At 73.0% G+C, this 26,502-nt stretch carries 25 protein-coding genes and 5 tRNA genes; 13 read left to right on the top strand and 17 right to left on the bottom strand.

Annotated elements, in window-relative coordinates; all coding sequences use genetic code 11:
* Both ACFVNO_RS07340 and ACFVNO_RS07335 read right to left on the bottom strand, forming a co-directional pair.
* Positions 1 to 846: an NAD-dependent protein deacetylase gene (locus tag ACFVNO_RS07340; protein WP_355265964.1), complete on the bottom strand. Its 846-nt coding sequence runs from the start codon at positions 844 to 846 to the stop codon at positions 1 to 3.
* 49 nt (positions 847 to 895) lie between these two features.
* A complete protein-coding gene (locus ACFVNO_RS07335) occupies positions 896 to 1,291 on the bottom strand; it encodes a nuclear transport factor 2 family protein (RefSeq protein ID WP_355265961.1) in 396 nt (131 codons plus the stop codon).
* A gap of 136 nt (positions 1,292 to 1,427) precedes the next feature.
* Here ACFVNO_RS07335 and ACFVNO_RS07330 point away from each other — a divergent pair, with 136 nt between their 5' ends.
* A complete protein-coding gene (locus ACFVNO_RS07330; RefSeq protein WP_355265959.1) occupies positions 1,428 to 1,988 on the top strand; it encodes a PadR family transcriptional regulator in 561 nt (186 codons plus the stop codon).
* Positions 1,989 to 2,030: 42 nt separating this feature from the next.
* On the top strand, positions 2,031 to 2,558 hold the full coding sequence (locus tag ACFVNO_RS07325) for a potassium channel family protein (RefSeq protein WP_355265956.1): 528 nt from the start codon (positions 2,031 to 2,033) through the stop codon (positions 2,556 to 2,558).
* A gap of 3 nt (positions 2,559 to 2,561) precedes the next feature.
* Here the strand turns inward: ACFVNO_RS07325 and ACFVNO_RS07320 are convergent, their stop codons facing one another.
* Positions 2,562 to 2,909, bottom strand: coding sequence for a UBP-type zinc finger domain-containing protein (locus tag ACFVNO_RS07320; protein WP_355265953.1), 348 nt, complete (start codon positions 2,907 to 2,909; stop codon positions 2,562 to 2,564).
* A gap of 166 nt (positions 2,910 to 3,075) precedes the next feature.
* Between ACFVNO_RS07320 and ACFVNO_RS07315 the strand changes: the two genes are divergently transcribed.
* Complete coding sequence (locus ACFVNO_RS07315) at positions 3,076 to 4,011, top strand: aldo/keto reductase (protein WP_355265950.1); 936 nt, start codon at positions 3,076 to 3,078, stop codon at positions 4,009 to 4,011.
* A gap of 75 nt (positions 4,012 to 4,086) precedes the next feature.
* Here ACFVNO_RS07315 and ACFVNO_RS07310 read toward each other — a convergent pair whose 3' ends face one another.
* The 6 genes from ACFVNO_RS07310 to ACFVNO_RS07285 form a co-directional block, all read right to left on the bottom strand.
* The gene (locus ACFVNO_RS07310; RefSeq protein WP_355265947.1) at positions 4,087 to 5,124 is read right to left on the bottom strand and encodes a CPBP family intramembrane glutamic endopeptidase; all 1,038 of its coding nucleotides are present in this window, start codon (positions 5,122 to 5,124) and stop codon (positions 4,087 to 4,089) included.
* A gap of 207 nt (positions 5,125 to 5,331) precedes the next feature.
* Positions 5,332 to 5,405, bottom strand: a tRNA-Val gene (locus ACFVNO_RS07305).
* 19 nt (positions 5,406 to 5,424) lie between these two features.
* Positions 5,425 to 5,499: transfer RNA gene (locus ACFVNO_RS07300), tRNA-Cys, on the bottom strand.
* A 51-nt stretch (positions 5,500 to 5,550) separates the two neighbouring features.
* A tRNA-Gly gene (locus ACFVNO_RS07295) sits at positions 5,551 to 5,623 on the bottom strand.
* Positions 5,624 to 5,691: 68 nt separating this feature from the next.
* Positions 5,692 to 5,767, bottom strand: a tRNA-Gly gene (locus ACFVNO_RS07290).
* 162 nt (positions 5,768 to 5,929) lie between these two features.
* Positions 5,930 to 6,361, bottom strand: coding sequence for a roadblock/LC7 domain-containing protein (locus ACFVNO_RS07285; RefSeq protein ID WP_017546789.1), 432 nt, complete (start codon positions 6,359 to 6,361; stop codon positions 5,930 to 5,932).
* Positions 6,362 to 6,747: 386 nt separating this feature from the next.
* Here ACFVNO_RS07285 and ACFVNO_RS07280 point away from each other — a divergent pair, with 386 nt between their 5' ends.
* A complete protein-coding gene (locus tag ACFVNO_RS07280) occupies positions 6,748 to 7,590 on the top strand; it encodes an aminotransferase class IV (protein WP_355265943.1) in 843 nt (280 codons plus the stop codon).
* Between the two features lie 100 nt (positions 7,591 to 7,690).
* On the opposite strand, the gene ACFVNO_RS07275 is transcribed toward ACFVNO_RS07280, so the two are convergent.
* Complete coding sequence (locus ACFVNO_RS07275) at positions 7,691 to 8,113, bottom strand: SsgA family sporulation/cell division regulator (RefSeq protein WP_220559771.1); 423 nt, start codon at positions 8,111 to 8,113, stop codon at positions 7,691 to 7,693.
* Positions 8,114 to 8,598: 485 nt separating this feature from the next.
* Here ACFVNO_RS07275 and ACFVNO_RS07270 point away from each other — a divergent pair.
* Positions 8,599 to 8,672, top strand: a tRNA-Val gene (locus tag ACFVNO_RS07270).
* 200 nt (positions 8,673 to 8,872) lie between these two features.
* Here ACFVNO_RS07270 and ACFVNO_RS07265 read toward each other — a convergent pair.
* Entirely contained in the window at positions 8,873 to 9,163 is a 291-nt protein-coding gene (locus ACFVNO_RS07265) for a PGPGW domain-containing protein (RefSeq protein WP_355265939.1), read from the bottom strand.
* Positions 9,164 to 9,789: 626 nt separating this feature from the next.
* Here ACFVNO_RS07265 and thrS point away from each other — a divergent pair.
* Positions 9,790 to 11,763, top strand: coding sequence for a threonine--tRNA ligase (thrS, locus tag ACFVNO_RS07260; RefSeq protein ID WP_355265936.1), 1,974 nt, complete (start codon positions 9,790 to 9,792; stop codon positions 11,761 to 11,763).
* 71 nt (positions 11,764 to 11,834) lie between these two features.
* Here the strand turns inward: thrS and ACFVNO_RS07255 are convergent, their stop codons facing one another.
* The 5 genes from ACFVNO_RS07255 to ACFVNO_RS07235 form a co-directional block, all read right to left on the bottom strand.
* Complete coding sequence (locus ACFVNO_RS07255; RefSeq protein WP_378890210.1) at positions 11,835 to 12,086, bottom strand: hypothetical protein; 252 nt, start codon at positions 12,084 to 12,086, stop codon at positions 11,835 to 11,837.
* Positions 12,087 to 12,166: 80 nt separating this feature from the next.
* Positions 12,167 to 12,814 (bottom strand): hypothetical protein, encoded by a 648-nt coding sequence (locus tag ACFVNO_RS07250; protein WP_378890207.1) that lies wholly within the window; start codon positions 12,812 to 12,814, stop codon positions 12,167 to 12,169.
* A 369-nt stretch (positions 12,815 to 13,183) separates the two neighbouring features.
* Positions 13,184 to 14,341, bottom strand: a complete 1,158-nt coding sequence (locus ACFVNO_RS07245) for an acyl-CoA dehydrogenase family protein (protein ID WP_355265930.1) — start codon at positions 14,339 to 14,341, stop codon at positions 13,184 to 13,186.
* Positions 14,338 to 16,395: an acetyl/propionyl/methylcrotonyl-CoA carboxylase subunit alpha gene (locus tag ACFVNO_RS07240; RefSeq protein ID WP_378890204.1), complete on the bottom strand. Its 2,058-nt coding sequence runs from the start codon at positions 16,393 to 16,395 to the stop codon at positions 14,338 to 14,340. Before ACFVNO_RS07240 ends, ACFVNO_RS07245 begins: the two co-directional genes overlap by 4 nt.
* Before the next feature lie 7 nt (positions 16,396 to 16,402).
* Entirely contained in the window at positions 16,403 to 18,028 is a 1,626-nt protein-coding gene (locus tag ACFVNO_RS07235) for a carboxyl transferase domain-containing protein (protein WP_378890201.1), read from the bottom strand.
* Positions 18,029 to 18,148: 120 nt separating this feature from the next.
* Here ACFVNO_RS07235 and ACFVNO_RS07230 point away from each other — a divergent pair, with 120 nt between their 5' ends.
* The gene (locus ACFVNO_RS07230) at positions 18,149 to 18,766 is read left to right on the top strand and encodes a TetR/AcrR family transcriptional regulator (protein ID WP_355265924.1); all 618 of its coding nucleotides are present in this window, start codon (positions 18,149 to 18,151) and stop codon (positions 18,764 to 18,766) included.
* A 228-nt stretch (positions 18,767 to 18,994) separates the two neighbouring features.
* Entirely contained in the window at positions 18,995 to 20,368 is a 1,374-nt protein-coding gene (locus tag ACFVNO_RS07225) for an NAD(P)/FAD-dependent oxidoreductase (RefSeq protein WP_220559779.1), read from the top strand.
* 60 nt (positions 20,369 to 20,428) lie between these two features.
* On the opposite strand, the gene ACFVNO_RS07220 is transcribed toward ACFVNO_RS07225, so the two are convergent.
* Entirely contained in the window at positions 20,429 to 20,719 is a 291-nt protein-coding gene (locus ACFVNO_RS07220; protein ID WP_073380305.1) for a metal-sensitive transcriptional regulator, read from the bottom strand.
* A 241-nt stretch (positions 20,720 to 20,960) separates the two neighbouring features.
* Between ACFVNO_RS07220 and ACFVNO_RS07215 the strand changes: the two genes are divergently transcribed.
* The 5 genes from ACFVNO_RS07215 (at position 20,961) to ACFVNO_RS07195 (ending at position 26,415) form a co-directional block, all read left to right on the top strand.
* Positions 20,961 to 22,361 carry a hypothetical protein gene (locus ACFVNO_RS07215; protein WP_378890197.1) on the top strand — a complete coding sequence of 467 codons (1,401 nt, stop codon included), beginning with the start codon at positions 20,961 to 20,963 and terminating at the stop codon, positions 22,359 to 22,361.
* A gap of 60 nt (positions 22,362 to 22,421) precedes the next feature.
* Positions 22,422 to 22,667: a DUF2630 family protein gene (locus ACFVNO_RS07210; RefSeq protein ID WP_378890194.1), complete on the top strand. Its 246-nt coding sequence runs from the start codon at positions 22,422 to 22,424 to the stop codon at positions 22,665 to 22,667.
* Positions 22,668 to 22,786: 119 nt separating this feature from the next.
* A complete protein-coding gene (locus ACFVNO_RS07205; protein ID WP_355265917.1) occupies positions 22,787 to 23,425 on the top strand; it encodes a DUF4126 domain-containing protein in 639 nt (212 codons plus the stop codon).
* A gap of 50 nt (positions 23,426 to 23,475) precedes the next feature.
* Entirely contained in the window at positions 23,476 to 24,150 is a 675-nt protein-coding gene (locus ACFVNO_RS07200; RefSeq protein ID WP_355265914.1) for an HAD hydrolase-like protein, read from the top strand.
* A gap of 282 nt (positions 24,151 to 24,432) precedes the next feature.
* Complete coding sequence (locus ACFVNO_RS07195) at positions 24,433 to 26,415, top strand: acetoacetate--CoA ligase (protein WP_355265911.1); 1,983 nt, start codon at positions 24,433 to 24,435, stop codon at positions 26,413 to 26,415.
* The last annotated feature ends 87 nt before the right edge of the window (positions 26,416 to 26,502 follow it).

Below are 26,502 nucleotides of genomic sequence, written 5' to 3'. Positions count from 1 at the left end.
TCAGCCGGTGTAGGAGTCGGCCAGGGCGGTGAGCACCTCCGAGCAGCCCGCGTCGACGGTGAGGTCGGCCAGCGCGTCGCCGCGGGTGGCGCCCCGGTTGACGATGACGATCGGCAGGTGGCGGTCGGCGGCCGCCTTGACGAACCGCCGCCCCGACAGGACGGTCAGCGACGAGCCGACGACCAGGAGCGCGGCGGCCTCCTCCACCAGCCGGTACCCGCGGCGGACCCGCGCGGGGGGCACGTTCTCGCCGAAGTAGACGATGTCGGGCTTGAGCATGCCGCCGCAGTCGGCGCAGTCGGCCACCCGGAAGCCCTCGGTGGCCGACAGCGCCGCGTCGGCGTCGGGGGCGATCTCGACGTCGTCCACCCCGCCGGTGAAGCCGGGGTTGAGCGCGGTCAGCCGCTCGGCGAGCCGGTCGCGGGGGATCACCGCGGCGCACCCCAGGCACACCACCCGGTCGTAGCGGCCGTGCAGGTCGATCACCGAGCGGCTGCCCGCCGCCTCGTGCAGGGTGTCCACGTTCTGGGTGATGACCGCCGAGACGACCCCCGCGGCCTCCAGCCTCGCCAGCGCGCGGTGGCCGTCGTTGGGCCGGGTGCGGTGCACGTGCCGCCAGCCGACGTGGTTGCGCGCCCAGTAATGGCGGCGGAAGGCCGGGTCGCCGACGAACTGCTGGTACGTCATGGGGGTGCGGGGCGGCGAGCCGGGCCCCCGGTAGTCGGGGATGCCCGAGTCGGTGGAGATGCCGGCCCCGGTCAGGGCCAGGACGGGGCCGTCCCCCAGGACCCGGCGGATCCGGTCGGCCGCGGTCGCGGGGTCGGTCGTCGCGAGTGCGTTCGTCACGCCTTCGAGGGTAGGCGCCGCACCCGCCGGGGGCGACGCCCTCCCGCCCTCACCCGGCGGAGGCGGCCTCCTCCCGGATCCGGTCGAACCGCGCGTTCATGGCGTCGGCCAGGGCCTGGAGGCCCGACAGCGGGCGGACCATCACGGTGAGGGCGTCGATCCGGCCGTCGTCGGCGTAGTGGAGCAGGTCGCAGCCCTCCACCTCCCTGCCCGACACCGAGGCCCGGAACCGCAGCACGTGCTCGCGGCCGTCGTCGGAGGCGTACTCGCCGATGTAGCGGAAGTCCTCGAACACCTCCAGCACCGCGCGCAGGATCGCGGCCGTGACGGCCCTGCCGTGGTGGGGCCTGAACGCCACGGGGCTGGTGAAGACGACGTCGTCGGCGAGCAGGCCGGCGACGGCGTCGGGGTCCCGGGCCTCGACTGCTTCGCGGAAGGTCCCCACGGCGCACACTCCTTATTCAAAAAATTGAGTAGGTGGACGGGAGGCTAACAGCTCCCGCGCGGCCTGTACACGGGTGCGGGCCGCACGGAGCGGCCGGCCGGAGGCGCGGCGGCGGGCCCGGCGCTACAGTGACCGGATGGCACTGCGCAACGCCGTCATGGCCGCCCTGCTGGAGGGGCCGGCCTCCGGGTACGACCTGACGAAGGTCTTCGACTCCTCGGTGGGCAACTTCTGGATGGCCACCCCCCAGCAGATCTACCGGGAGCTGGAGCGGATGGAGGGCGAGGGCCTCATCGAGGCGACCGTGGTCCGCCAGGAGCGCAGACCCGACAAGCGCGTCTTCACCCTCACCGGGCACGGGCACGCGGAGCTGCGGGCCTTCACCGCGCGCCCGCCGCGGCACATCGCCATCCGCGACGAGCTCATGGTCCAGGTGCAGGCGGTGGACGCGGGCGACACCGACGCGGTGCGCACCGCCGTGACCGAGCGCACCGCCTGGTCCAGCGCCCGCCTGGGCCACTACCTGCGCCTGCGCGAGCGCCTGCTCCAGGGGCGCGGCGAGGAGGAGCACCTGGCCCGGGCCGAGCGGATCGGCCCCTACCTCACCCTGCTCCGCGGCATCGCCCTGGAGGAGGAGAACCTGCGCTGGTACGAACGGGTGCTGGAGATCCTGGAGCGCCGCGCGGCCCTGCGCTGACCACCGGGAAAGCCCGCCGTGTCCGTGCTATGACTGTGGGTCATGGCCTTCGTGAGCGGGCGGAGCCCGTCCCGGCGCCGGTGGGAGTACGCGTCCCTCGCGGGAGAGGTGCTCCTGATCGGCGCGCTGTACTACCTCGTCCCCCTGGAGGGCACCGGCCCGGCCTGGCAGCTGTGGCTGCGCTGGACGGGGCTGGTCCTCGGGCTCGGACTGATCGCCCTGCTGGTGGTCCGCGCGGCCCGGCTCCAGGCGAGCGAGGACCCGGCGGCGCTGCCCCTGCGCCCGCCGGTCCTGCTCGCCGCCTGCGGGATCGCGCTCTTCGCCCTGGCCGACCACGGGGTGGCGCTGACCCGCCCCGGCGAGTTCAGCGGACTGGAGACCCGGACCGACGCCCTCTACTTCGCCCTCTCCACACTGGCCACCATCGGTTTCGGCGACGTCCACGCGCAGGGCCAGTGGGCGCGCGCACTGCTCATCGTCCAGATGCTCTTCAACGCCGGGGTCATCGCGGCCGCGGTACGCCTGGTGGCCGTACGCCTCCAGGCCCGCGGGCGCCCGGGGGACGGCTGAGGGTCAGCGGTGGAGCCGCCTCGTCCAGTCGGCGGGCACCCGGCCCTCCGGCCCCGGGGACGGCTGGTCCGCGGGGTGCGAGGTGGGCTCCGCCAGCTCCGGGCCGTCGCCGGCCTCCCGGCTGCGGAAGTCGTAGAACCACGCCTCGCCCGGCTCGTAGCTCTGGATGAGCGGGTGCCCGGTCTCCTCGAAATGGCGGGTGGCGTGCTGTCCCGGGGAGCTGTCACAGCAGCCCACGTGCCCGCAGGCCGCGCAGCGGCGCAGGTGGAACCACCAGCCCTCGCCGGCCAGGCACTCCTGGCAGCCGGGGCCGCTGGGCGGGACGGAGGTGTCGATCTCGGATTCGCTCATGGACCCACGGTAGACGCCGACCGCCCGTTCCGGGAGGATGCGCCGCCGCGGTGTCAGCCGCCGTGTCAGCCGCCGCGCCCGGAGCGGCCCGGCCGCCGGACACCCCCCGTTGGACTTCCCCGGTCCGGGCTCCTAACGTCGTGACCGCCGGATCGAAAGGAAACCCGTGAAGACCCTCACCCTGCCCGGGACGGACATCACCGCCCCCAACGTCGTGCTCGGCCTCATGCGCATCGCGGACAGGACCGACGACGAGATCCGCACCCTCGTGCGCACCGCCCGGGAGGCGGGCATCGACTTCGTCGACCACGCCGACATCTACGGCCGCACCCTGCACGAGTGCGAGCGCCGCTTCGCCGAGGCGATGCGCCTCACCCCGGCCGAGCGCGACGCCCTCACCATTCAGACCAAGGTCGGCATCGTCCCGGAGGGACCGTACTTCGACTACTCGTACGAGCACATCGTCGGGTCCGTCGAGGGCTCGCTGCGGGCCCTGGACACCGACCGCATCGACATCCTGCTGCTGCACCGGCCCGACGCCCTCGTCGAGCCGGAGGAAGTCGCCCGGGCGTTCGACGAACTGGAGGCCGCCGGGAAGGTCCGCGCCTTCGGGGTCTCCAACCACACGCCCCGCCAGATCGACCTGCTGCGCCGGTACGTGCGCCAGCCCATCGTGGTGAACCAGCTCCAGCTGTCGATCACCCACGCCCCGATCATCGCCCAGGGGGTGGCCGCCAACATGCTCGGGGAACCGCAGTCGGCCACCCTGGACGGCGGCGGGGTCCTGGACCACGCCCGGCTGCACGACATCACCGTCCAGGCGTGGTCGCCGTTCCAGGCCGGGTTCTTCAACGGGGTCTTCCTCGGTTCGCCCGAGTACCCGGAGCTGAACGCCGTCATCGACCGGCTCGCCGGGAAGTACGGGGTGCCGCCCGTGGCCGTCGCCACCGCCTGGATCACCCGCCACCCCGCCCGCATGCAGGTCGTGCTGGGCACCACCACCCCCGAGCGGGTGACCGGGGCGGCCCGGGGGTCGGACCTGCCCCTGACCCGCCCGGAGTGGTACGAGCTGTTCCGCGCCGCGGGCCACCGCGTCCCCTGACGCCTGCGCGGACACCGGGAAGGCGGGGGCGGCACGCCGTGCCGCCCCCGCCGACCGGTCCCGGGACGCCGGGCGTCAGACCGCGGAGACCTGGGCGGGCCGGGGTCCGGCGGGGGTCAGCGCGGGCCCGGTCCGCCGGGTGCGCCACCACACCACCGCCGTGACCGCGACGAGCAGGACGCAGGGGACGAGCATGATCGCGGACCCGGTGCCCACCGAGCGGTCGAACCCGGCGGCGAGGTCGGAGTGGGTGAGCACGGAGATCAGGAACGCGAGCGTGTTGTTCACCGCGTGGATGACGATCGCGACCTCCAGCCCGCCCGTGCGCCAGGTGATGAGGGCCAGGGTGGCGCCGAACGTGAAGTAGTAGAGGTTGAGCCACGGGTCGGCCGCGAAGTGCGCCGCCATGAACACCAGGCTGGAGACGGTGACGCCGATGGCCAGGGCCGCACGCGGGCCGCGGCTCCAGCTCCCGGCGACCCGGAAGATCAGCCCGCGGAAGCCGTACTCCTCGCCGGCGGCCTGGAGCGGCACCAGCAGCATGATGATGCCGAAGCTCAGGAACAGGTCGGTGGTCGACCAGACGCCCTCCTCGTAGGGCGTGACGAACGAGAAGGCGGTCATGTAGACGACCCAGATCGGGCCGATGACCAGCAGGGAGCGGGTGAACGGCCCGGACCGGAAGTGCGCCAGGACCGAGTGCAGGGACGCCCCCCTCACCCCGTACAGCCACCGCTGGACGAGCATGCTCCAGGGGGTGAGCAGTGCCATCGCCAGCAGGCCCGAGGCGTTGAGCAGCGGGGTGAGCTCGAACTCGCCCGACGTCGGGTCGGTCCTGCCCGTCAGCATGTCGACGGCGACGGCCAGGAAGGAGAGGACGGTGCTGAACAGCAGCATCCCGACCACGAGCAGCACGATCGCGAGGATGCCACGCCAGATGCCGCGCTTCTCCCCGGCCAGGACGCGGTGGTAGGGCACCCCCTCGGGGACCGGCCGCGGTCCGCGGCGCCGCGGGGCGGGCGGCGGGACGGGGGCGGATTCCTGTGCGGGGGCGGGCGGCGCGTCGGTCGGCCGCGCGGTCGGGGCGGGGTGGAGGTGGTCGTCGCTGTTCATGCCTCGAACCTAACGAGGGGGCCGCCGCGCCCGGCAGAGGCGGCCATCACCGGTTTCCCCTGTGATTCGCACGCCCCCACCGATGACATCTGTCATCGCCCCGGACCCCGCCCCGGGAACGGGCCCCGGGACGGCCCCGGTGAGGACCCCCGGGAAAAGCAGAAGGCCCGCACGGTGTCGCTGTGCGACGTCCGTGCGGGCCGGGCGTGGGCGATACAGGATTCGAACCTGTGACCTCTACCGTGTCAAGGTAGCGCTCTAACCAACTGAGCTAACCGCCCTCATGGGAGATGAGGTGCATGGAGGCGGAGACGGGAATCGAACCCGTGTGCAGGGATTTGCAGTCCCTTGCCTCAACCACTCGGCCACTCCGCCAGGAAACGACATGGGGGAGCCGCCTTGTGGACACCCATGCGGGCCTCTCCGAGCGGACGACGGGATTCGAACCCGCGACCCTCACCTTGGCAAGGTGATGCTCTACCAGCTGAGCCACGTCCGCGTGTGCTCCGGGACCGGGTCCCGGGGCCGGTCCCACTCCGCCACCTCGCGGCGGCCGAGTCGGACCGTTGGAGCGGACGACGGGATTCGAACCCGCGACCCTCACCTTGGCAAGGTGATGCTCTACCAGCTGAGCCACGTCCGCGCGGCGAGTTCCGCGGGCCTCCCGGTCGTGCCGGTCCGCCCCGCTCGCTGCGTTAAGAACTCTAGCGGATTCCGGGCCGAGCGCGAAATCGGCGGCCCGGACGCGCCCGGCCCCCCTGCCGTGGCAGGGCCGGCGGGCGGCCCGCCGCGGCGGCGGGGGAGGTCACTTCTCGACGTGTGCCGGGGTGGAGGGCATGTCGGGCCGGGGCGGTGCGGAGAGGTACTGGCCGACCCTCTCGATCACCTTGTTCATCTCGTAGGCGATCAGGCCCACGTCGCTGTCGGAGTCCGACATCAGGGCCATGCACGCCCCCTCGCCCGCTGCGGCGACGAAGAGGAACGCGCGGTCCATCTCGATGATGCTCTGGCGGATGTTCCCCGCGGAGAACTGCTTGCTGGCCCCTCCGGCGAGGCTGTGCAGGCCCGAGGCGATCGCCGACAGGTGTTCGGCGGCCGGGCGGTCCAGACCACTGGAGGTCGCCATGAGGAGTCCGTCGGTGGACAGGACGATGGCGTGCTGCGTTCCGGAGGCCCGGGTGAGGAGGTCGTCCAGCAGCCAGCTGAGTTCTCCGCGGGCGGTGCTCGGTGGGGTCATGTCTCTCTTTGCTCTGTCGGGTCGGAGCGGTCAGGGGACCTGCGGGGCCCGTGCGCCGCGGGACGGTCGTCCGAGGGGGGAGAGCACGACCGGTCACCGCCGGGTCCCGCATAAGCGTTGCCCAGATGATAGCCATTCGTAACTTATCTTTTCGGCCCTCCGGGCGTCAGGGGACCGGGCCGCCTTTTTTCGGTGTGCGCCTGACCAGTCACGATGCGATGATGGGCGGACCTGGAGAACCGGACCACGGCCGGTGCCGGTCATGACCTTGCCAAGCCCGACGGGCTGCCGGTAGGCACCCGGGCGTCGCCGCCGCCCCTGAGGTGGGAGGATCGTGCCGCGGCCCGGGCCCGTCCGGGCACCCGAGAAGCGTGGGGGTTGGGACAATGAGGGTGTGGATCGCCGGGGCCGGCTACGGCCGTGGCACCGTCGTCGACGCGGCCGAGGCGCGGATTCCCGTGGCCGACCACGGCATCACCGTGGGCGACGGCGTCTTCGAGACCGTTCGGGCGCGGCAGGGCCGCACGTTCGCGCTCACCCGCCACCTGCGCCGCCTGGCCCGCTCCGCCGAGGGGCTGGGCATGGAGACGCCCGACCTGGAGCTGGTCGCCTCGGGCGTGGAACAGGCGGTGGCCGCCAACCCCGAGCTCTCCGACGCCCGGGTGCGCATCACCGTGACGGACGGCGCCGGCCCGCTGGGCTCGGACCGGTCCGCCGGCGAGCAGACCATGATCGTGGCGCTGGGCCCCTTCCCGCCGATCCCCCCGCACACGAACGTCGCCCTGGCCCCCTGGCCGCGCAACGAGTTCGGCGCCCTGGCGGGGCTCAAGACCACCTCCTACGCCGACAACGTGCGCGCCCTGGCCTACGCCAAGGCCCGCGGGGCGAGCGAGGCGGTCTTCCGCAACATCTCGGGGAACCTGTGCGAGGGCACCGGCAGCAACATCTTCGTGGTGCTGGACGGCCGCCTGGTGACCCCGCCGCTGTCCGCGGGCCCGCTGGCGGGCATCACCCGCGAGCTCGTCCTGGAGTGGTACGGCGGCGAGGAGGAGGACGTGCCGATGGAGCGCCTGCCGGAGATCAGCGAGGCGTTCCTGACCTCCACCGGTCGCGACGTGCAGCCGGTCCTCGGCATCGGCGACCTGGAGGTGTCGCAGGCCCCCGGGCCGGTCACCCTGGAGGCGATGAAGGTGTTCGCCGAGCGCTCGGCGGCCGACCTGGACCCGTGACGGGCCCGCAGGACACACGAAGGGGGACGGCGCTCGGCGCCGTCCCCCTGCCGTTGGACTGTGCGGTGCTGTGACCGTGCGACCCCGTGGCCCGCGGGCCCTAGGAGGCCAGGTGCTGCTGGATCTCCTCGTCGAGGTCCACGAACTGGGCCTCCTGGCCGGCCGGGACGATCTCGTAGGTCCGGTGGAGGAACTCGGCCAGGGGCGACACCTGGGTGTCGAACTCGGCCTGCCCGAAGGGGGAGGAGAGCGCGATGCAGACGTTGCGCTCGCCGTGCTCGTCCTTGGAGGGCCACACGCGGACGTCGCCCTCGCCGACCGGGCGGACGATGCCGACGGTCAGGAGCTCACGGGCGAAGATCCACTCGACGGGGTCCTCCTCGCCGGTGTGGAAGGCCACGCGGATCGCGTACGGGTCCTCCGCGCTGTAGTCGAGCCGTGCGACCAGGGGAACCGCGGTGCGCTCGGGAACCACGAGCCGAAGGCCCAGCTCGGCGGTGGCAGTGGTGTCGCTACTGTTCATGTTCGCCAAACCTTTTCTCGTCCGGCCCTCGCCTGCGGCGGTGCGGGTCGGTGCCGTCTCACTCGCTCCAACGGGGTCGCTCGCGGACTATGACGTGAGTACGGGGACTTTCTTCGATCGGACCGGAGGTCTCGCCGCCCGCCCTGCGGGCGCGGCGCGCCGCTCGGCGGCTCCGCGATCCTTCGTCACTGTAATGACCAGGAGAAACCAAAGATTTCCCAATGTCGGGTGGCCCGCGTCACGAAGACTGCGCTATACGGGGTCGCGCCGGGCGCCCATCGGGCCGTGAACTCCTTCTATCTGTGGGGATGCACGCCCGACGGGTGACTCTGCCATGAACCCGACGGTAGCGTAATGTGACCTCGGTCACAGGGGGTATCGGAGGGAGGGATCCGGGGTGGAGCGACCACCCTCCGGGATGCGCTAGAGTTTTCCTTGTCCGAACGACAGGGCGGACACCGAAACGGCGGAACACCGCGGTTCTCGGGCGATTAGCTCAGTTGGTTAGAGCGCATCGTTCACACCGATGAGGTCACAGGTTCGAGTCCTGTATCGCCCACTCGCTTCACGGAACGGCTCTGCTCGGAGGCTTCGGCCCCCGCGCGGGGCCGTTTCGCCGTTCGGGCCGGAAGAGGGTCCCGGCGCGCGAGGCGGCGGCCGCGATCGGTCCCCGGCCGGGACGCGGCCCCTCCGGGCGCTCCGGCCGCGCCGGACGCGGCGAAGGGCCCGTGCGGGCCCCGGTTCAGCGGACGGGTGCGCTCACCCGGCGAGTCTTTTGCGCCGCAGCTCCCGGCGGGCGCGGTAGCGCCTCATCGCCTCGGCCCGCAGCCGCATGCCGAACCGCTCCGCCCGGTGGAACCAGATCTGGGCCGGGCGCACCACCTTCCGGGCCCACAGGAACTCGGTGCTGAGCACCACCAGGCCGAGGATGACCGCCGCGACCCCCGGTCCGGGGGCCACCATCATCAGCAGGCCGGCGAGGATGATCACGGCTCCCGCCGTGCCCACGAGGATGCGCCAGGGCAGGTGCAGCACCGGATGGGTGTGCATGCGCCTGCGGAAGAGGCGGAGCCGTGCCCTGGTGCGCCGCCACACGCGGGCGCGGCGATTGCTGCGGGACGTGCTGGGGGATGTCTCCGGGGTCGATGGTCCGTTCGGTGGGCTCGGTGACATGCGCTCACGGTATTCGGTCGAAGCGAGTGGGTGCATTCGGGTCGACTGGGACGGTGGTCGGATGTCTGCTGATTGTCACCGATCCCCGGAAGGGGATCAATGGCCCTCGGCGAAGCTGTGGACGACTCGCTGAAAACCTGACAATTCGTGACAGATTCGTCTTGCCCGCGGGTGCCCCACCGAGTGCCCTGCACGGTCGTCCCGGCTCGGGCCTCCTGTTACGGTCCCTCGGACACGGCGACACCCGGGTCCGAATCATGCGATCTCCAGGGGAACGATCGTGTCGGCACACCGGTTCCCGACGCCTCCCATTCCCCTGGGGAAACCCCCGCCCCCTTCCGCGCATACGCCGTATACCGCAAGGTGGAACGCCGTTCCCGTCCCGCGCGGACCGCGGGGCGGCCGCCGCCCGGAGCCGATAGCATCGTTCGCAGACGCGGCGCCGCCCGCAAGGGACGCGGCGCCCGGCGTCACCACCTGTTCGCGTCTTACGAGGAGTCACCGTGTCCGCCGCGCCCGAGCTGCACATCACCATCGCCGGAACACCGCGTGTGGTGGCGGCCACCACTACGGCGGGGCAGGCACTGGAGGCGGACGGCCGGACCGTCATCGCCGCGCTGGTCAACGGCGAGCCGCGGGACCTGTTCCGCGAGCTGCACGAGGGCGACGCCGTCGAGCCGATCACCATCGACTCCGAGGAGGGCCGGGCGATCCTGCGCCACTCCACCGCGCACATCCTCGCCCAGGCCGTCCAGGAGCTGTTCCCCGAGGCGAAGCTGGGCATCGGCCCGCCCGTCGAGAACGGCTTCTACTACGACTTCGACGTCGCCGAGCCCTTCACCCCGGCCGATCTCAAGAGCATCGAGAAGAAGATGCAGCAGATCATCAAGCAGGGGCAGCGCTTCGACCGCCGGGTCGTCGGCGACGACGAGGCCCGCGCCGAGCTGGCCACCGAGCCCTACAAGCTGGAGCTGATCGGCCTCAAGGGCGGCGCCGCCGAGGCCGCCGAGGGCGCCTCCGCCGAGGTCGGCGCGGGCGAGCTGACCATCTACGACAACATCGACCCGCGCAGCGGCGAGCAGTGCTGGAAGGACCTGTGCCGGGGTCCGCACCTGCCCACCACCCGGGTCGTCCCGGCGTTCAAGCTCATGCGCACCGCCGCCGCCTACTGGCGCGGCAAGGAGACCAACCCGCAGCTGCAGCGCATCTACGGCACCGCCTGGGAGAGCAAGGACGCCCTCAAGGAGTACCTGGCCTTCCTGGAGGAGGCCGAGAAGCGCGACCACCGCAAGCTCGGCGCCGAGCTGGACCTGTTCTCCATCCCGGACGAGATCGGCTCGGGCCTGGCGGTCTTCCACCCCCGCGGCGGCATCGTCCGCCGCGTCATGGAGGACTACTCGCGCCGGCGCCACGAGGAGAGCGGCTACCAGTTCGTCTACACCCCGCACGCCACCAAGAGCGCCCTGTTCGAGAAGTCGGGGCACCTGGACTGGTACGCGGACGGCATGTACCCCCCCATGCAGCTCGACGGCGGCCAGGACTACTACCTCAAGCCGATGAACTGCCCGATGCACAACCTGATCTTCGACGCGCGCGGGCGCTCCTACCGTGAGCTGCCGCTGCGCCTGTTCGAGTTCGGCACCGTGTACCGGTACGAGAAGTCCGGGGTGGTCCACGGGCTCACCCGCGCCCGCGGCTTCACCCAGGACGACGCGCACATCTACTGCACCAAGGAGCAGATGGCGGACGAGCTCGACTCGCTGCTGACCTTCGTGCTGGACCTGCTGCGCGACTACGGGCTCGAGGACTTCTACCTGGAGCTGTCCACCAAGGACCCGGAGAAGTCCATCGGCTCCGACGAGGTCTGGGAGGAGGCCACCGAGACCCTGCGCCAGGCCGCCCAGAAGCAGGGGCTGGAGCTGGTCATGGACCCGGGCGGCGCCGCCTTCTACGGCCCCAAGATCTCCGTCCAGGCCAAGGACGCCATCGGCCGGACCTGGCAGATGTCGACCATCCAGGTGGACTTCAACCTGCCCGAGCGGTTCGACCTGGAGTACACCGCCTCCGACGGCTCCCGCCAGCGCCCGGTGATGATCCACCGCGCCCTGTTCGGCTCCATCGAGCGGTTCTTCGCCGTCCTGCTGGAGCACTACGCGGGCGCCTTCCCGGCCTGGCTGGCCCCGGTGCAGGCCGTCGGCATCCCGATCGCCGACGAGCACGTGCCGTACCTGGAGGAGGTCGCCGCCAAGCTGCGCTCCCAGGGCATCCGCGTGGAGGTCGACTCCGGCGACGACCGCATGCAGAAGAAGATCCGCAACGCCCAGAAGCAGAAGGTGCCCTTCATGCTGCTGGCGGGCGACGAGGACATCAGCAAGGGCGCGGTCTCCTTCCGCTACCGCGACGGCTCCCAGAACAACGGGGTGCCGGTGGACGAGGCGGTCGCCGAGATCGTCGCGGCCGTCCGCGAGCGCCGCTGAGCCCGCCCCTCCGCACGCGAAGAGCGCCCGTCCGGTCCGCCGGGCGGGCGCTCTTCGCGTCGCGGGCCGCGTCAGTCGTCGTCGCGGAACAGGTCCGCGCGGGAGATGCGCGCGGTGGAGTTCGGGTCGGGCGCCTGGGCGGCGTCCTGGTCGCGGAACAGTTCGGCGCGGGAGATGCGCGCCGTCGAGTCGGGGTCGGGGGCCTCCTCGTCGCGGAAGAGGTCGGCACGGGAGATCCGGGCCGTCGAGTCGGGGTCGGGGACCTCCTCGTCGCGGAACAGGTCCGCGCGGGAGATGCGCGCCGTCGAGTTGGGGTCGCTCAAGACGGATGTCACTCCTTGCTGCGTTGGGGCAAGCCGGATTCTAGCGCTCCCCCCGGCGGCGTGAGCGGTGTACGGCCGGGTCAGGAGCCGGTGGCGTGCGTCCCCCAGGCCTGCGCGGGGACGCGGTCGATGAGGTCGATGAGGTAGTCGGCCGCCGTGAGCGCCCGGTCCGGGTCCAGCCGCATGACGGCCCAGGTGAGCACGTGCTCCCCGGTGAAGCGGACCGGGAAGGAGCGCGAGCGGGGGTCGGAGAGCAGCCACTCCACCGTCTCCGGTCCCAGGGCGGCGCGGGCGAACCCGTTGCCGCCCGACACCTGGAAGGCCCGTGCGAAGTCGGTCGTGGCGCCGGCCGCCGCGTCGTCGCGGCGGCGGATCTCCAGGTCGGTGTCGGTGCCGGGGGTGCGCACGGCCACCACCCGGTAGGTGTGCGGGGCCTCGTCCGCGCCGCGGGCGGCCGGGCGGGGGGTGTGCTCGAAGAAGGTGACGCGGTGGCCGCCGTGCCGTCCGTCCAGGACGTGGTGGAAGCGCGGGGAGCGCCCGCCCAGGGGGCGGGGCAGGGCGGCGTCGCCCAACGGGGCGGGGTGGTGTTCGGTGTAGGTCCATCCCTGTGCGCGCGCCCAACCGCGGAGTTCGGCGACGCGTTCCTTGCGAAAGTGCGCGGAGACCGCGACCGCGCCGGCCGTCACCACGACGACGACCAGGGCGAGGACGGGCAGGGCGCCTTCCATCCGGTGACTCCTCCGGCCGGGGATACGGGCGGCCGTGGACCCGTGGCGGGGGCCGCTGCGTGGGCGGACCGGGTCTTCCGGGTCCGGAACGCAGGGGACCCGCACTGGCCGTACGGAGTCCATTCTGTGCCGATTGTGGGTACTTGTCACCCCTGCCCTTCACCGAACGGCGGGCGGAGGCCGGTCCCGGCCACGGACGCCGCCCGCGACCGGGCGGGCGGCGTCCGCGCGTCGGGGCCCGGAGCAGAGCGCCGGCGCGTTCCCGGGCGCGGCAGTCGGCGCCCCCGTCACCGCCGGGGGCGCCGTGGCGGAGCCGTTCGCCCGAGCCGCCCGGGCGCGACCGTCCCGCGCCCGGGCCCCGCGCACCCGTCAGGCCGGAAGGCCCAGTTCGCGGGCGATGAGCATCTTCTGGACCTCGCTGGTGCCCTCGCCGATCTCCAGGATCTTGGCGTCCCGGTAGAAGCGGCCCACCGCGTAGTCGTTCATGAACCCGTACCCGCCGAACACCTGCGTGGCGTCGCGGGCGTTGTCCATGGCCGCGTTGGAGGCCACCAGCTTGGCGATCGCCGCCTCCTTCTTGAACGGCTCGCCCGCCAGCATCCGGGAGGCGGCGTCGTAGTAGGCCAGCCGGGCGGTGTGCGCGCGGGCCTCCATCTCGGCGATCTTGAACTGGATCGCCTGGTAGTGGCCGATCGTGTTCCCGAACGCGCTGCGCTCGTGGGCGTAGCGCACGCTCTCGTCCACGCAGCCCTGGGCCAGGCCCACCGACAGCGCGGCGATGGCGATGCGCCCCTCGTCGAGGATGCGCAGGAACTGGGCGTACCCGCGGCCGCGCTCGCCCACCAGGTTGGCCTCGGGCACCCGGCAGTCCTCGAACACCAGCTCGTTGGTGTCGGAGGCGTTCCACCCGACCTTGGAGTACTTCTGCCCGACCGAGAACCCGGGGGTCCCCGTGGGCACCAGGATGGAGGAGATCTCCGGTCGCCCGTCCTCCCGCCGCCCCGTGACGGCGGTGACCGTGACCAGCGCGGTGATGTCGGTGCCGGAGTTGGTGATGAACGACTTGGTCCCGTTGATGACCCACTGCCCGTCCTCCAGGCGGGCCGTGGTGCGGGTGGCCCCCGCGTCGGACCCGCCGTCGGGCTCGGTCAGCCCGAACGCGCCCAACGCCTCGCCGGAGGTCAGCCGTGGCAGGTAGGTCTTCTTCTGCTCCTCGGTGCCGAACCGGTACAGCGGCATCGCGCCCAGCGACACCCCGGCCTCCAGGGTGATGGCCACCGAGGAGTCCACCCGGGCCAGCTCCTCCAGGGCCAGGCACAGCGCGAAGTAGTCTCCGCCCATGCCCCCGTGCTCCTCGGGGAACGGCAGGCCGAACAGGCCCATCCGCCCCATCTTGGCGATGACCTCGTAGGGGAAGGTCCCGTTCTCGTAGTGCTCGGCGATGACCGGGGCGACCTCGGTCCGGGCGAACTCCTCCACGGAGGCCCGCAGGTCGGCGTGCTCGGTCGACAGCTGGTGGCGGTTCAACGCTGGTTCTCCTCGCTGGTGGCGGGGGCGGACGGGGCCCCGGGGGTGTCCGGGGACCCGGTGGGCTCGACGACGACCAGGACGGCGTCCATCGGTACGGACGCGCCGGGCCGGACCGCGACGGTGGCCACGGTGCCGTCGACGGGTGAGGTGACGGAGTGCTCCATCTTCATGGCCTCGACGACGGCCAGCGCCTGGCCGGCGGTGACCGTGTCGCCGACCGCGACCGGCACGGCGAGCACCGTGCCGGGCATCGGGCTGCGCACGGTGCCGTCGGCGGCGGTCTCGTCGCCGCGCAGGGCGGCGTCGACGGGCTCCTCGTGCAGGGTCCAGGCGGAGCCGTCGGCGCCCAGCCACCGGTGCGCGGTGGCGGGGTCGTCGGCCCGCAGGTAGGTGCGGGTGCGGCCCGCGTAGGACACCGTGAGCCGGTCCCCGTCGCGGCGGGCGCGGGCGTCCACAGCCTCCGCCTCGCCCACGGCCACCGAGAAGCCGGACCCGGTGCGGCGCACCCGGACGGTCACGGCCTCGCCGCCGGGGGCCCGCAGCCGCCACGGCGTCCACGCGGCCCCGCCGATCCGCCACCCGTCGGGGACGGCGAACCGGTCCGCGGTGGGCGCGGGCGGCTCCAGGTCGAGCATGTGGTCCAGGGCGACGGCCGCGTACACCGCGTCGGGCACGCCCTCGGGGGCGGGCTCGGGCGGTTCCGACCCGATGAGGTCGGTGCTCAGGTCGCCGGCGACCACCCGCGGGTGGCGCAGCAGGCGGCGCAGGAACGCGGTGTTGGTGACGCACCCCAGCAGCAGGTACCCGCCCAGGGCGTCGTCGGCGCGGCGCAGCGCCGCGCCGCGGTCCGGGCCCCACACGATCACCTTGGCGAGCATGGGGTCGAACGACGAGGTCACCTCGCTCCCGGCGGCGATGCCCGAGTCGACCCGCACCCCCTCGCCGGCGGGCTCGGCCAGGGCCAGCACCGGGCCGCCGCTGGGCAGGAAGCCGCGGTCGGCGTCCTCGGCGTAGATGCGCGCCTCCACCGCGTGCCCGACCCAGGACACGTCGTCCTGCCCGAAGGGTAGCGGCTCCCCCAGGGCCACCCGCACCTGGAGCTCGACCAGGTCCAGGCCGCGCTCGCCGCGGACCGCGACGACCTCCTCGGTGACCGGGTGCTCCACCTGGAGCCGGGTGTTCATCTCCAGGAACGAGAACGACAGCCCGCCGTCCTCGCCCGCCTCGGCGATGAACTCGACGGTGCCCGCGCCCACGTACCCGCAGGAGCGGGCGGCGGCCACGGCGGCCTCGCCCATGGCGGCCCGCTGCCCGTCCGTGAGCAGCGGGGAGGGCGCCTCCTCCACCACCTTCTGGTGGCGGCGCTGCAGGCTGCACTCGCGCTCGCCCAGGTGGAGCACGGTTCCGTGGGCGTCCGCCAGCACCTGCACCTCGATGTGCCGGGGGCGCTGCACCAGGCGCTCCACCAGCAGCGTGGAGTCGCCGAACGAGGCCAGGGCCTCGCGGCGGGCGGCCGCGGCGGCGTCGGGCAGCTCCGCGGGGGAGTGGACGGCGCGCATGCCCTTGCCGCCGCCGCCCGCGGAGGGCTTGATGAGCAGGGGGTAGCCGGTGCCGGCGGCCAGCTCCAGCAGGGCGTCGTCGGGCAACGGGGCCCCGGGCTCCTCGGTGAAGCCGCCCAGCACCGGCACCCCGGCGGCGGCCACCGTCTCCTTGGCGCGGATCTTGTCGCCCATGGCGTCGATGGCGGCGGGCGGCGGGCCGATGAACACCAGCCCGGCGTCCGCGCAGGCGCGGGCGAACACGGCGTTCTCCGACAGGAAGCCGTAGCCGGGGTGGACCAGGCGGGCCCCGGTCTCCAGGGCGGCGGCGACGATGGCGTCGGCGTCCAGGTAGGAGGGCACGCGCACGGCGAGGTCGGCGGCCCCCACGTGCGGGGAGCCGGCGTCGGCGTCGGTGTGCACCGCCACCGCGCCCAGGCCCATCCGGCGCAGGGTGCGCATCACCCGCAGGGCGATCTCGCCCCGGTTGGCGACGAGTACGGTCGTGGTCAAGGGTTCCTCACATCCGGAAGACGCCGTAGCCCACGGGCTCCAGCGGGGCGTGGCGGGCGGCGGACAGGGCCATGGCGAGCACGTCGCGGGTGTCGGCGGGGTCGATGACGCCGTCGTCCCACAGCCGGGCGGTGGAGTAGTAGGGGCTGCCCTGCTCCTCGTACCGGTCCCGGATGGGGGCCTTGAACTCCTCCTCGGCCTCGGCGGACCACTCCTCGCCGCGCGCGCTCATCTGGTCGCGGCGCACGGTCGACAGCACGGACGCGGCCTGCTCGCCGCCCATGACGGAGATGCGGGCGTTGGGCCACATCCACAGGAACCGGGGCGAGTACGCCCGGCCGCACATGGAGTAGTTGCCCGCCCCGAACGAGCCGCCGATGACGACGGTGAACTTGGGGACGCGGGCGCAGGCCACCGCGGTGACCATCTTGGCGCCGTGCTTGGCGATGCCCCCGGCCTCGTAGTCGCGGCCCACCATGAACCCGGAGATGTTCTGCAGGAACACCAGCGGGATGCTCCGCCGGTCGCACAGCTCGATGAAGTGGGCGCCCTTGAGCGCCGACTCGGCGAACAGGATCCCGTTGTTGGCGATGATCCCCACCGGGTGCCCGTGGATGTGCGCGAAGCCGGTGACCAGGGTGGTCCCGTACTCGGCCTTGAACTCGGTGAACTCGCTGGCGTCGACGACGCGGCCGATGACCTCGCGCACGTCGTAGGGGGTGCGGGTGTCGGCGGGCACCACCCCGTACAGCTCCTGCGGGTCCAGCGCGGGCGGGCGCGGCTCGCGGATCTCCCAGGCGGGCGCGCCCTGCGGGCCGAACGTGTCGGCGATGCGCCGCACGATGGACAGCGCGTGCGCGTCGTCGTCGGCCAGGTGGTCGGTCACGCCCGACACCCGGGAGTGCAGGTCGCCGCCGCCCAGCTCCTCGGCGGTGACGACCTCGCCGGTGGCGGCCTTCACCAGCGGCGGACCGCCCAGGAAGATGGTGCCCTGATCGCGGACGATGACGGCCTCGTCGCTCATCGCCGGGACGTAGGCGCCCCCCGCGGTGCAGGAGCCGAGCACCGCCGCGATCTGCGGGACGCCCAGCCGCGACATGGTGGCCTGGTTGTAGAAGATCCGCCCGAAGTGCTCGCGGTCGGGGAACACCTCGTCCTGCATGGGCAGGAACGCGCCGCCGGAGTCGGCCAGGTAGACGCACGGCAGCCGGTTCTGGAGGGCGACCTCCTGCGCGCGCAGGTGCTTCTTGACGGTCATCGGGTAGTAGCTGCCGCCCTTGACGGTGGCGTCGTTGGCGACCACCACCGTGGGGCGCCCGGCCACCCGGCCCACCCCGGCGATCATCCCGGCGCCGGGGGCGTCCTGCCCGTCGGCCCCGTACAGCCCGTAGGCGGCCAGGGGGGCGATCTCCAGGAACGGGGAGCCCGGGTCCAGGAGGTGGTCGACACGGTCGCGCGGCAGCAGTTTGCCGCGCTCGACGTGGCGGGCTCGGGACTTCTCGGGGCCGCCCAGGGCCGCGGTGGCGATCCGCTCGCGCAGCTCCGAGGCGAGGGCGCGGTTCGCCGCGTCGTTGGCGGCGAACGCGGGGCCGGCGGTGTCGACCGCCGAGCCGAGTACGGATGCCCTGCTCATGCTGTCCTCTCGTGGAGGGGTGTTAATGCTCACTAACATCAGTGATGTTAGTGACCATTAACATGGGTGTCCACAGTCCGGCGCCGCGAACCGCCGGGCGGGGTGAGGAACGGAGCGGGCATGGTGTCCAGACCGACGGGCGACCGCCGCGCGGCGCTGCTGGGCGCGGCGGCGGAACTGTTCGCCGAACGCGGCTACCGGAGCGTGCTCATCGACGACATCGGCCGGGCCGTCGGCACCACCGGTCCGGCCCTGTACCGCCACTTCTCCGGCAAGCAGGCGCTGCTGGGCGCGATCCTCATCGACGTCAGCGAACGCCTGGCGGGCCGCGGGCGGGAACTGGTCGCCGCCGCCCCCGACCCCGCGTCCGCGCTGACCGCCCTGCTGCGCGGGCACATCGCGTTCGCCCTGGACGAGCCGGCGCTGATCACCGTGCACGACCGTGAGCTGCACCACCTCACCGAGGGGGACCGGCGCCGCGTCCGCCGCCTCCAGCGGGGCTACGTCGAGGAGTGGGTCGGCGTGCTCTCCCAGATGCGCCCGCACACCCCGGCCCCCGTGCTGCGGGCCGCGGTCCACGCCGTCTTCGGCCTGCTCAACTCCACCCCCCACAGCCGCGGCGAGCTGCCCCGCGCGCGCATGGCCGACCTGCTGCTGGACATGGGCGCCGCCGCGCTGACGGCCCCCGAGTCCCCGGCGGGCGGCGCCGGGCCCGCCTCCGCCGACGGCGGCCGCTGACCGCGGCCCGCGCCCTTCCCGGACAGGCCGCCGCTCCGGTCCCCGGAGAGGACCGCCGCAGGACGGCCCTCCCCTTCACCCGCACAGGGCGAAGTCCGACAAAAAGGTCACCAAGAGGTGGGAACGGACCGGCTCTGCGGTTTCGGGGGCGTCCGGGCGCGGCTCTACATTCGGCCGTATCGGGTAGGGCCGCCTGTGACGGCGACCGACACGGAGAAGGAGCAACACATGGCTCGGCCTCGAATCGTGGTGGTCGGCGCGGGGTTCGGCGGTATCCACACCCTGCGTCGTCTGGAACGCCGCATCCCGTCGGGGGCGGCGGACATCGCCTTGATCGCCCCCCACGACTACATGCTCTACAGCCCGCTGCTACCGCAGGTGGCCTCCGGACTGCTGACACCGCAGTCCGTGGCGATGTCGGTGCACCGGCTGACGCGGGACACCCGGCTCATCCCCGGCAATGCCGTGGGGGTCGACACCGACGACCGCGTCGTCGTGGTGTGCCGGCCCACCGGCGAGCTGATCCCCGTACGCTACGACCGCCTGGTGCTGGCCCCCGGCGGCCTCACCCGGGCCTTCGACATCCCCGGCCTGACCGAGCACGCCTACGGGGCCAAGACCCTGGCCGAGGCGGTCCTGCTGCGCGACCACGTGCTCGCCCAGCTGGAGCTGGCCAACGACACCGCCGACCCGGTCGAGCGGGAGGAGCGCTGCCGGTTCATCGTGGTCGGCGGCGGCTACACGGGGGTGGAGACCGCCGCCTCGCTGATGCGCCTGTGCGAGGAGGCGGCCAAGCGCTACCCCGAGCTGCGCTCGGTGATCCGCTGGCACCTGGTGGACATCGCGCCCAAGGTGCTGCCCGAACTCGGCGACCGGCTCGGCCGCAAGGCCCTGGACCTGCTCCGCCGCATGGGCATCGAGGTCAAGCTCAAGGTGTCGGTGCGCGAGGTCACCGCCGACAAGGTGGTGCTCACCGACGGGCGGGCGCTGCCCTGCCGCACCCTGATCTGGACCGCGGGGGTGTCCCCCAGCCCGCTGGTGGAGACCCTGGGCAGGCCCACCCAGCGCGGCCGCCTGGAGGTGGACGCCGACCTGCGGGTGCCGGGCGTGCCGGAGGTGTTCGCCCTGGGCGACGCCGCGGCGGTGCCGAACCTGTCCGGTGACGCGCCCTACTGCCCGCCCACGGCCCAGTACGCGACCCGGCAGGCGGTGACCGCGGCGGACAACGTGGTGGCCTCGATCCTGGGGCGGCCGCTCCGGGAGTTCCGCCACCGGGACCTGGGCCTGGTGGTGGACCTGAGCGGCAGGGACGCGCTGGCCCGGGTGATGGACATGGAGCTGACGGGGCTCCCGGCGCTGGGCGCCACCCGCGGCTACCACCTGATGGCGGTGCCCTCGCCCAACGCGCGGGCGCGCATCCTGGCCAACTGGGGCATCCGGGCCCTCATCGGCGGGGACGTGTCCCGGATGGGCTTCGCCGACGACGGGCGGCCGTCGTCCTTCGTGGCCAACGAGGCCGTGGACTACCTTGACGCGGAATCGGCCGGACGCGAGGGCGCGAGGCTGCTGGAGAACCTCAGGGCCCGCTACGGCGAGGACTGACACGGCGAGGGGCGGCGGCCGTGGCGGCCGCCGCCCCCGGAACGACGCGTGGCGGGCGGGTCAGGAGCGGACCAGCCGGGCGATGGCCTCCGACGCCTCCTTGACCTTGGCGTCGGCCTCCTCGCCGCCGTTGGCGACGGCGTGGGCCACACAGTGCTTGAGGTGCTCGTCCAGCATGGCCAGCGCGAAGGAGCGCAGGGCGCTGTTCACGGCCGAGGTCTGGGTGAGGATGTCGATGCAGTACTGGTCGTCCTCGACCATGCGCTGCAGGCCGCGGATCTGCCCCTCGATGCGGCGGAGTCGATTGATGTGGCTCTGCTTGTCATTGCTGTAACCGTGGGTCGCAGCCATGGTCCCGCTTCCGTGTCGTTCCTGCTCGATTGCCATGAACAATACCCCCTCGAGGTATTGAACCACCCGGGTCGGCGGAGCATTCCGCCGTCGGGTGCCCTAGGAGGAGTTTCCCAGACGAACAGGGGCGTAGGGTGTGCCGCGTCCTGCCGGGTCTCCGGGCATCCGTTACCTAGAGTGTTCCCTACGGCCGGGATCAACTACGGGGAGTGTTGAATTGGTTGCGGTGAGAGATCGCTCATTGGTGCAGCGGCGTGCCGGGGCCGCCGCCGTCACGTCGGTCCTGCTGGCTTCGGGAGCCCTCGCCGCGGGCGCGGTCTTCGGGGCCCGCGACGTGGTGGCGGCGCCCGCGACCCCCTACGCGTCGAGTGTCTGGAGCCGACTGTCGCTGGACGGCTCCGTGTACGGGAGCCCGGTGAACGAGACCCTCCGGGCCATCGAGGTCTCGGGGAACGGCAACGACTCCTGGAACACGCTGCCGGAGTCGCCCTACCTGACCTCCGCGACGGCCACCGGCGAGGTGAACGTCGTGACCGACCCGGAGAGCGCCATGACCAACGCCAACGGCGCCTTCACCAACCTGACGGTCCCCGACTCAGGGATCCCCTGGGTCTCGCAGCTGCTCGACCAGGGGACCCCGAGCGGCGGCGGCAGCACCGTCCTCCAGGTCTCGACCTGGAACAACCGGGTGCAGTGCGCGCCGCCCGCCGACGTCATCGCGCAGACGGCGACCACGGCGCCCTACGTCCTCGGCCGCCTGGTCGACGCCCCGCCCGCGAACCAGGCGGGGACCGGGACCTCGGAGCTGACCTTCGCCGGGGACTACGGCGACGGGGCCACCGAGGTCCGGGTCACGTCGCGCATCGAGCACGTCGAGGAGATCGTCGACCCCTACTTCGGGCACATCTACACCGACTTCACCGCGACGGCCCAGCGCTACGACGCGGCGGGCGCCCCGGTGGGAGACCCGGCGACCCTGTACGACCTCGTCCTGGGCGACGTGACGGTCGACTGCAATCCGCCGGAGCCGTCTCCGAGCCCGAGTCCGTCCCCGAGCCCCAGCCCGTCTCCCTCGCCGACGGAGTCGCCCTCGCCGAGCCCGTCGCCGAGTCCGAGCCCGTCGCCCACGGAGTCGCCTTCTCCGAGCCCGAGCCCGAGCCCGAGTCCCAGCCCCTCGCCGAGCCCGAGTCCCTCGCCCAGCCCGAGCCCGTCTCCGTCCCCGTCGCCCACGGAGTCGCCTTCTCCGAGCCCGAGCCCGAGCCCCAGCCCCTCGCCCAGTCCGAGTCCCTCGCCGAGCCCGAGTCCCTCGCCCACGGAATCGCCCTCGCCGACTCCCAGCCCGTCTCCGTCGCCGACGGAGTCGCCCTCGCCGAGTCCGTCGCCGTCCCCGTCGCCCACGGGGTCGCCTTCGCCGAGTCCGTCACCGACCGGCCCGCCCTCGCCGAGCCCCTCGCCCACGGGGTCTCCGTCGCCGACGGAGTCGCCGACCGTGTCGCCGGAGCCGCCCCCGCCGCCCAAGCCGGGGTACAAGCCCTCGCTGCCCGTCACCGGGCCCGGCCTGGCCGCCCTGGTCTCCGGCGGTCTGATCACCATCGGCGCCGCCATCGCGGTGCTGGCCGCCGCCCGTAAACGTCGGGCCTGATCTGGGCAAGCCCGGGGCGGGGGGCTTGCCCCCGCCCCGGGGCCGCACCACCATGGCCCTATGGATCGAAGCGCCGACAACGACATCCTGTCCACCATCAAGGGCCTGATGGACGAGGAGCACGCCCTGCGCGCCACACCGGGCGGCCTGTCCGACGAGGAGCGCGGCCGCATGAAGGAGGTCGAGCAGGCCCTCGACCAGTGCTGGGACCTGCTCCGCCGGCGGCGGGCCCGCGAGGAGTTCGGGCAGGACCCCAACGAGGCCGAGGTCCGGCCGGTGTCCGAGGTCGAGAACTACCGCCAGTGAAGCGCCGCCGGCCGCAACCACAGGGCCCCGGCCGGCATCAACCACGGTGAACCGGCGCGGGCCGGGACCGGCCCGCGCGCCCGGACCGGCCCCGCGCCACGGATCCGGAAGGGCCCCTCTTGCTCACTGCACTCACCGGCATCGGTCTGTCCACCGCGGCCGGGCTCAACGCCTACATCCCCCTGCTGCTGGTGGGCCTCATCGCCCGCTTCACCGACCTGCTGGTCCTGGGCGACTCCTGGACCTGGCTGGAGCACCCGGTCACCCTCGTCCTGCTGACCGTGCTGCTGGTGGTCGAGTTCCTCGCCGACAAGTTCCCGGCGATCGACAGCATCAACGACGTGATCCAGACCGTCGTGCGCCCCACCTCCGGCGGCATCGTCTTCGGCGCCGGGGCCTCCGCGGTGGAGCTCTCCGAGATCACCGGCGCCGCCTCCGGCGCGACGGCGCAGGACGGGGTCTCCTGGGGACCCGTCATCGCGGGCGTGGTCATCGCCCTGGTGTTCCACCTGCTCAAGTTCCTGGGCCGGCTGGCCGCGAACTCGGTCACGGCGGGCTGCGCGGCTCCGTTCGTCTCCCTCATCGAGGACGTCGTCAGCTTCTTCACCTCGCTCGCGGCCATCCTGCTGCCGGTCCTCATCCTTCTGGTGGTCCCGGCGCTGGCCGCGGTGGGCGCGCTGCTGGTGCGGCGCAGCCGCCGCCTGCGGGCCGAACGCGCCGCGGGGGGCGGGGACGCCGGCCCCGGGGCGCCCGCCTGAGGCGACCGGCACACGGCGCCGGCCGATCAAGGCCGCGTAAAGTGCAGGTGATGACAGAGCTGACTTTCGATCCGAACGACATCACCCACATCGTCTGGGACTGGAACGGCACCCTCCTGGACGACAACCACGCGAACCTCTCCGCGGTCAACGCCGTGTGCGCCGCCTACGGCGTCGACCCCGTGGAGCTGGACCACTGGCGCAGCGTCTTCCGGCGCCCGCTCGTCCCCCTCTACGAGGAGCTGCTGGGCCGCGCCCTCGCCGTGGGCGAGTGGGAGCGCCTGGAGAAGCTCTACGACGAGGACTACCTGCGCCACCTGCCCGCGTGCCGGCTGGCGCAGGGCGTTCCGGACGTGCTGCTCGACTGGGCGGGCCTGGGGCGCACCCAGTCGCTGCTGTCGATGGCCTCGCACGACCACGTCGTCCCGCTCATCGCCGAACGCGGCCTGGCCGCGCACTTCACCCGGGTCGACGGCCGCAGGTACGACACCGAGGTCGACTCCAAGGCGGAGCACCTGGTGCACCACCTGTCGGGCCAGGACATCGACCCCTCCCGGGTCGTGCTCATCGGCGACATCGACGACGACGCCCGGGCCGCCCACGCGGCCGGCGCGCACGCGATCCTGGTGTCCACCGGCCTGATGGCGCCCGAGCGGCTGGCCGCCACGGGCGCCCCGGTGGCCGAGTCCCCGGTGGCGGCGGTCCGCGCGCTGCGCGGCCTCTGAGCCGGGCGGGCGGGACCCGCCCCGCGGTCGGCCGAAAGAACCCATGACCGGTTCTCCCGGCCGGCCGCACCGCGGGGGAGAGGGCTGTCAATGGTGGTCCCCCACCCTGTGCGGGCGCCCGGCAGTGGGCCCGCCACAGGGGCCGTGAACGTGGTGTGACCTGGGAACTTCCCGTCGTCGTCCGGTCCCTGTTCCGGGGAGCCCGGGGGGTGGCCCCCGTCATGGTGTGCTGTTAGATGGACCTCACAGCAACACACAGCCACGCGAATGGAAGGCGGGCCAATGACGGAGAGCAGCGTGCCCCGTGTGCTCTGGCGACCCGACGAGGAGACGGTGGCGTCCTCCAACATCGTCGCGTTCGCCCGGTGGGCCGAGGAGCACAGGGGCGTCGAGGCCTTCGGCGCCGACGGCGACTTCGACTACGACGCGCTGTGGCGCTGGTCGGTCACCGACACCGACGGTTTCTGGGACGCGATCCGCGTGTACTACGGCGTCCGCTTCGACACCCCCGCCGAGGGCGTCCTGGCCGAGGACGCTATGCCCGGCGCCCGCTGGTTCCCCGGGGCCACCCTCAACTACGCCCGGCACGTGTTCGAGGGCCGCGACCCCGACCGGGTCGCGATCCGCCACGCCACCGAGCTGCGCCCCCTGGCCGAGTGGACCTGGGGCGAGCTGCGCGCCCGCACCGCCGCGATCGCCGCCGGCCTGCGCGAGCTGGGCGTGGGCCCCGGCGACCGGGTCGCGGCCTACCTGCCCAACCTGCCCGAGACCGCCGCCGCGTTCTACGCGGTCGCCTCCCTGGGCGCGATCTGGTCCTCCTGCTCTCCCGACTTCGGCGTGCGCAGCGTCATCGACCGCTTCGCCCAGATCGAGCCCAAGGTCCTGCTGGCCGTCGACGGCTACCGCTACGGCGGCAGGGACTTCGACCGCGGACCCGTCGTCGAGGAGCTGCGCACGGCCCTGTCCACGGTCGAGCACACCGTCGTGCTCGACCACCTCCGCCCGGGCGCCGAGCCGGCCGAGGGCACCCTGGCCTGGTCGGCCCTGGAGGCCTCCGGGGCGGGCGCCGACCTGGAGTTCACCCCGGTCGCCTTCGACCACCCGCTGTGGGTGCTCTACTCCTCGGGTACCACCGGCCTGCCCAAGGCCATCGTGCAGGGCCACGGCGGCATCCTCCTGGAGCAGCTGAAGAACCTCCACCTGCACCTGGACGCGCAGGAGCACGACCGCGTCTTCTGGTTCACCACCACCGGCTGGATGATGTGGAACTTCCTGGTCAGCGTGCTGCTGACCCCGGCGTCCATCGTCCTGTACGACGGCAGCCCCGCGGCCCCCGACCTGGGGGCGCTCTGGGACCTGGCCGACGAGGCCGGGATCACCGTGTTCGGCACCAGCGCGGGGTTCCTCTCCTCCTGCATGAAGGACGGCGTCCACCCCCGCCGCGGCCGCGACCTGTCCCGCCTCAAGGCGATCGGCTCCACCGGCTCCCCGCTCAGCCCCGAGGCGTTCGCCTGGGTCTACGAGGAGTTCGGCGACGACCTGTGGCTGTTCTCCACCAGCGGCGGCACCGACGTGTGCAGCTGCCTGGTGGGCGGCACCCCCACCCTGCCGGTGTACGAGGGCGAGATCCAGTCCCGGGCCCTGGGCATGGCCGTCGCCGCCTGGGACCCCGACGGCAAGGAGCTGGTCGGCGAGGTCGGGGAGCTCGTCGTCACCCGCCCGGCCCCGTCCATGCCGGTCTTCTTCTGGGGGGACGAGGACGGGGAGCGCCTGCGCGACAGCTACTTCTCCATGTACCCGGGCGTCTGGCGGCACGGCGACTGGATCGAGATCACCGACCGCGGCACCGCGATCATCTACGGCCGCTCGGACTCCACCATCAACCGCGGCGGCGTCCGCATGGGCACCAGCGAGATCTACCGCGCCGTCCTGGCCCTGGAGGACGTCACCGACGCCCTGGTCGTGGACGTGCCCCGCAGTGACGGCTCCTCGCGCATCGAGCTGTTCGTCGTCCTGCGCGAGGGCGCCGCACTCGACGACGCCCTCGTCAAGGAGATCGCCCGGCGCATCCGCACCGACTGCTCGCCCCGCCACGTGCCCGACCGGGTGCGGGCCGTCCCCGCGGTGCCGCGCACGCTCTCCGGCAAGATCCTGGAGGTGCCGGTCAAGCGCATCCTCATGGGCCAGAGCCCGGACAAGGTCGCCAGCCGCGACTCCCTGGCCGACCCCGAGGCGCTGGACCTCTTCAGCACGCTGGCCGACTGAGCGGCCGGGCCCCGGGCGCCGTCCCGGGGCCCCGGCCGCCGGTCCCGCCCGGCGGCGGTGTGGCCGGACCCGGCCACACCGGGGCGA

Origin of the sequence: Nocardiopsis sp. NPDC057823, from assembly GCF_042797335.1 — a bacterium.
GTDB lineage: Bacteria > Actinomycetota > Actinomycetes > Streptosporangiales > Streptosporangiaceae > Nocardiopsis > Nocardiopsis changdeensis.
The sequence above is the reverse complement of the archived record's forward strand: the minus strand, read 5'-3'. Positions and strand labels throughout refer to the sequence as shown.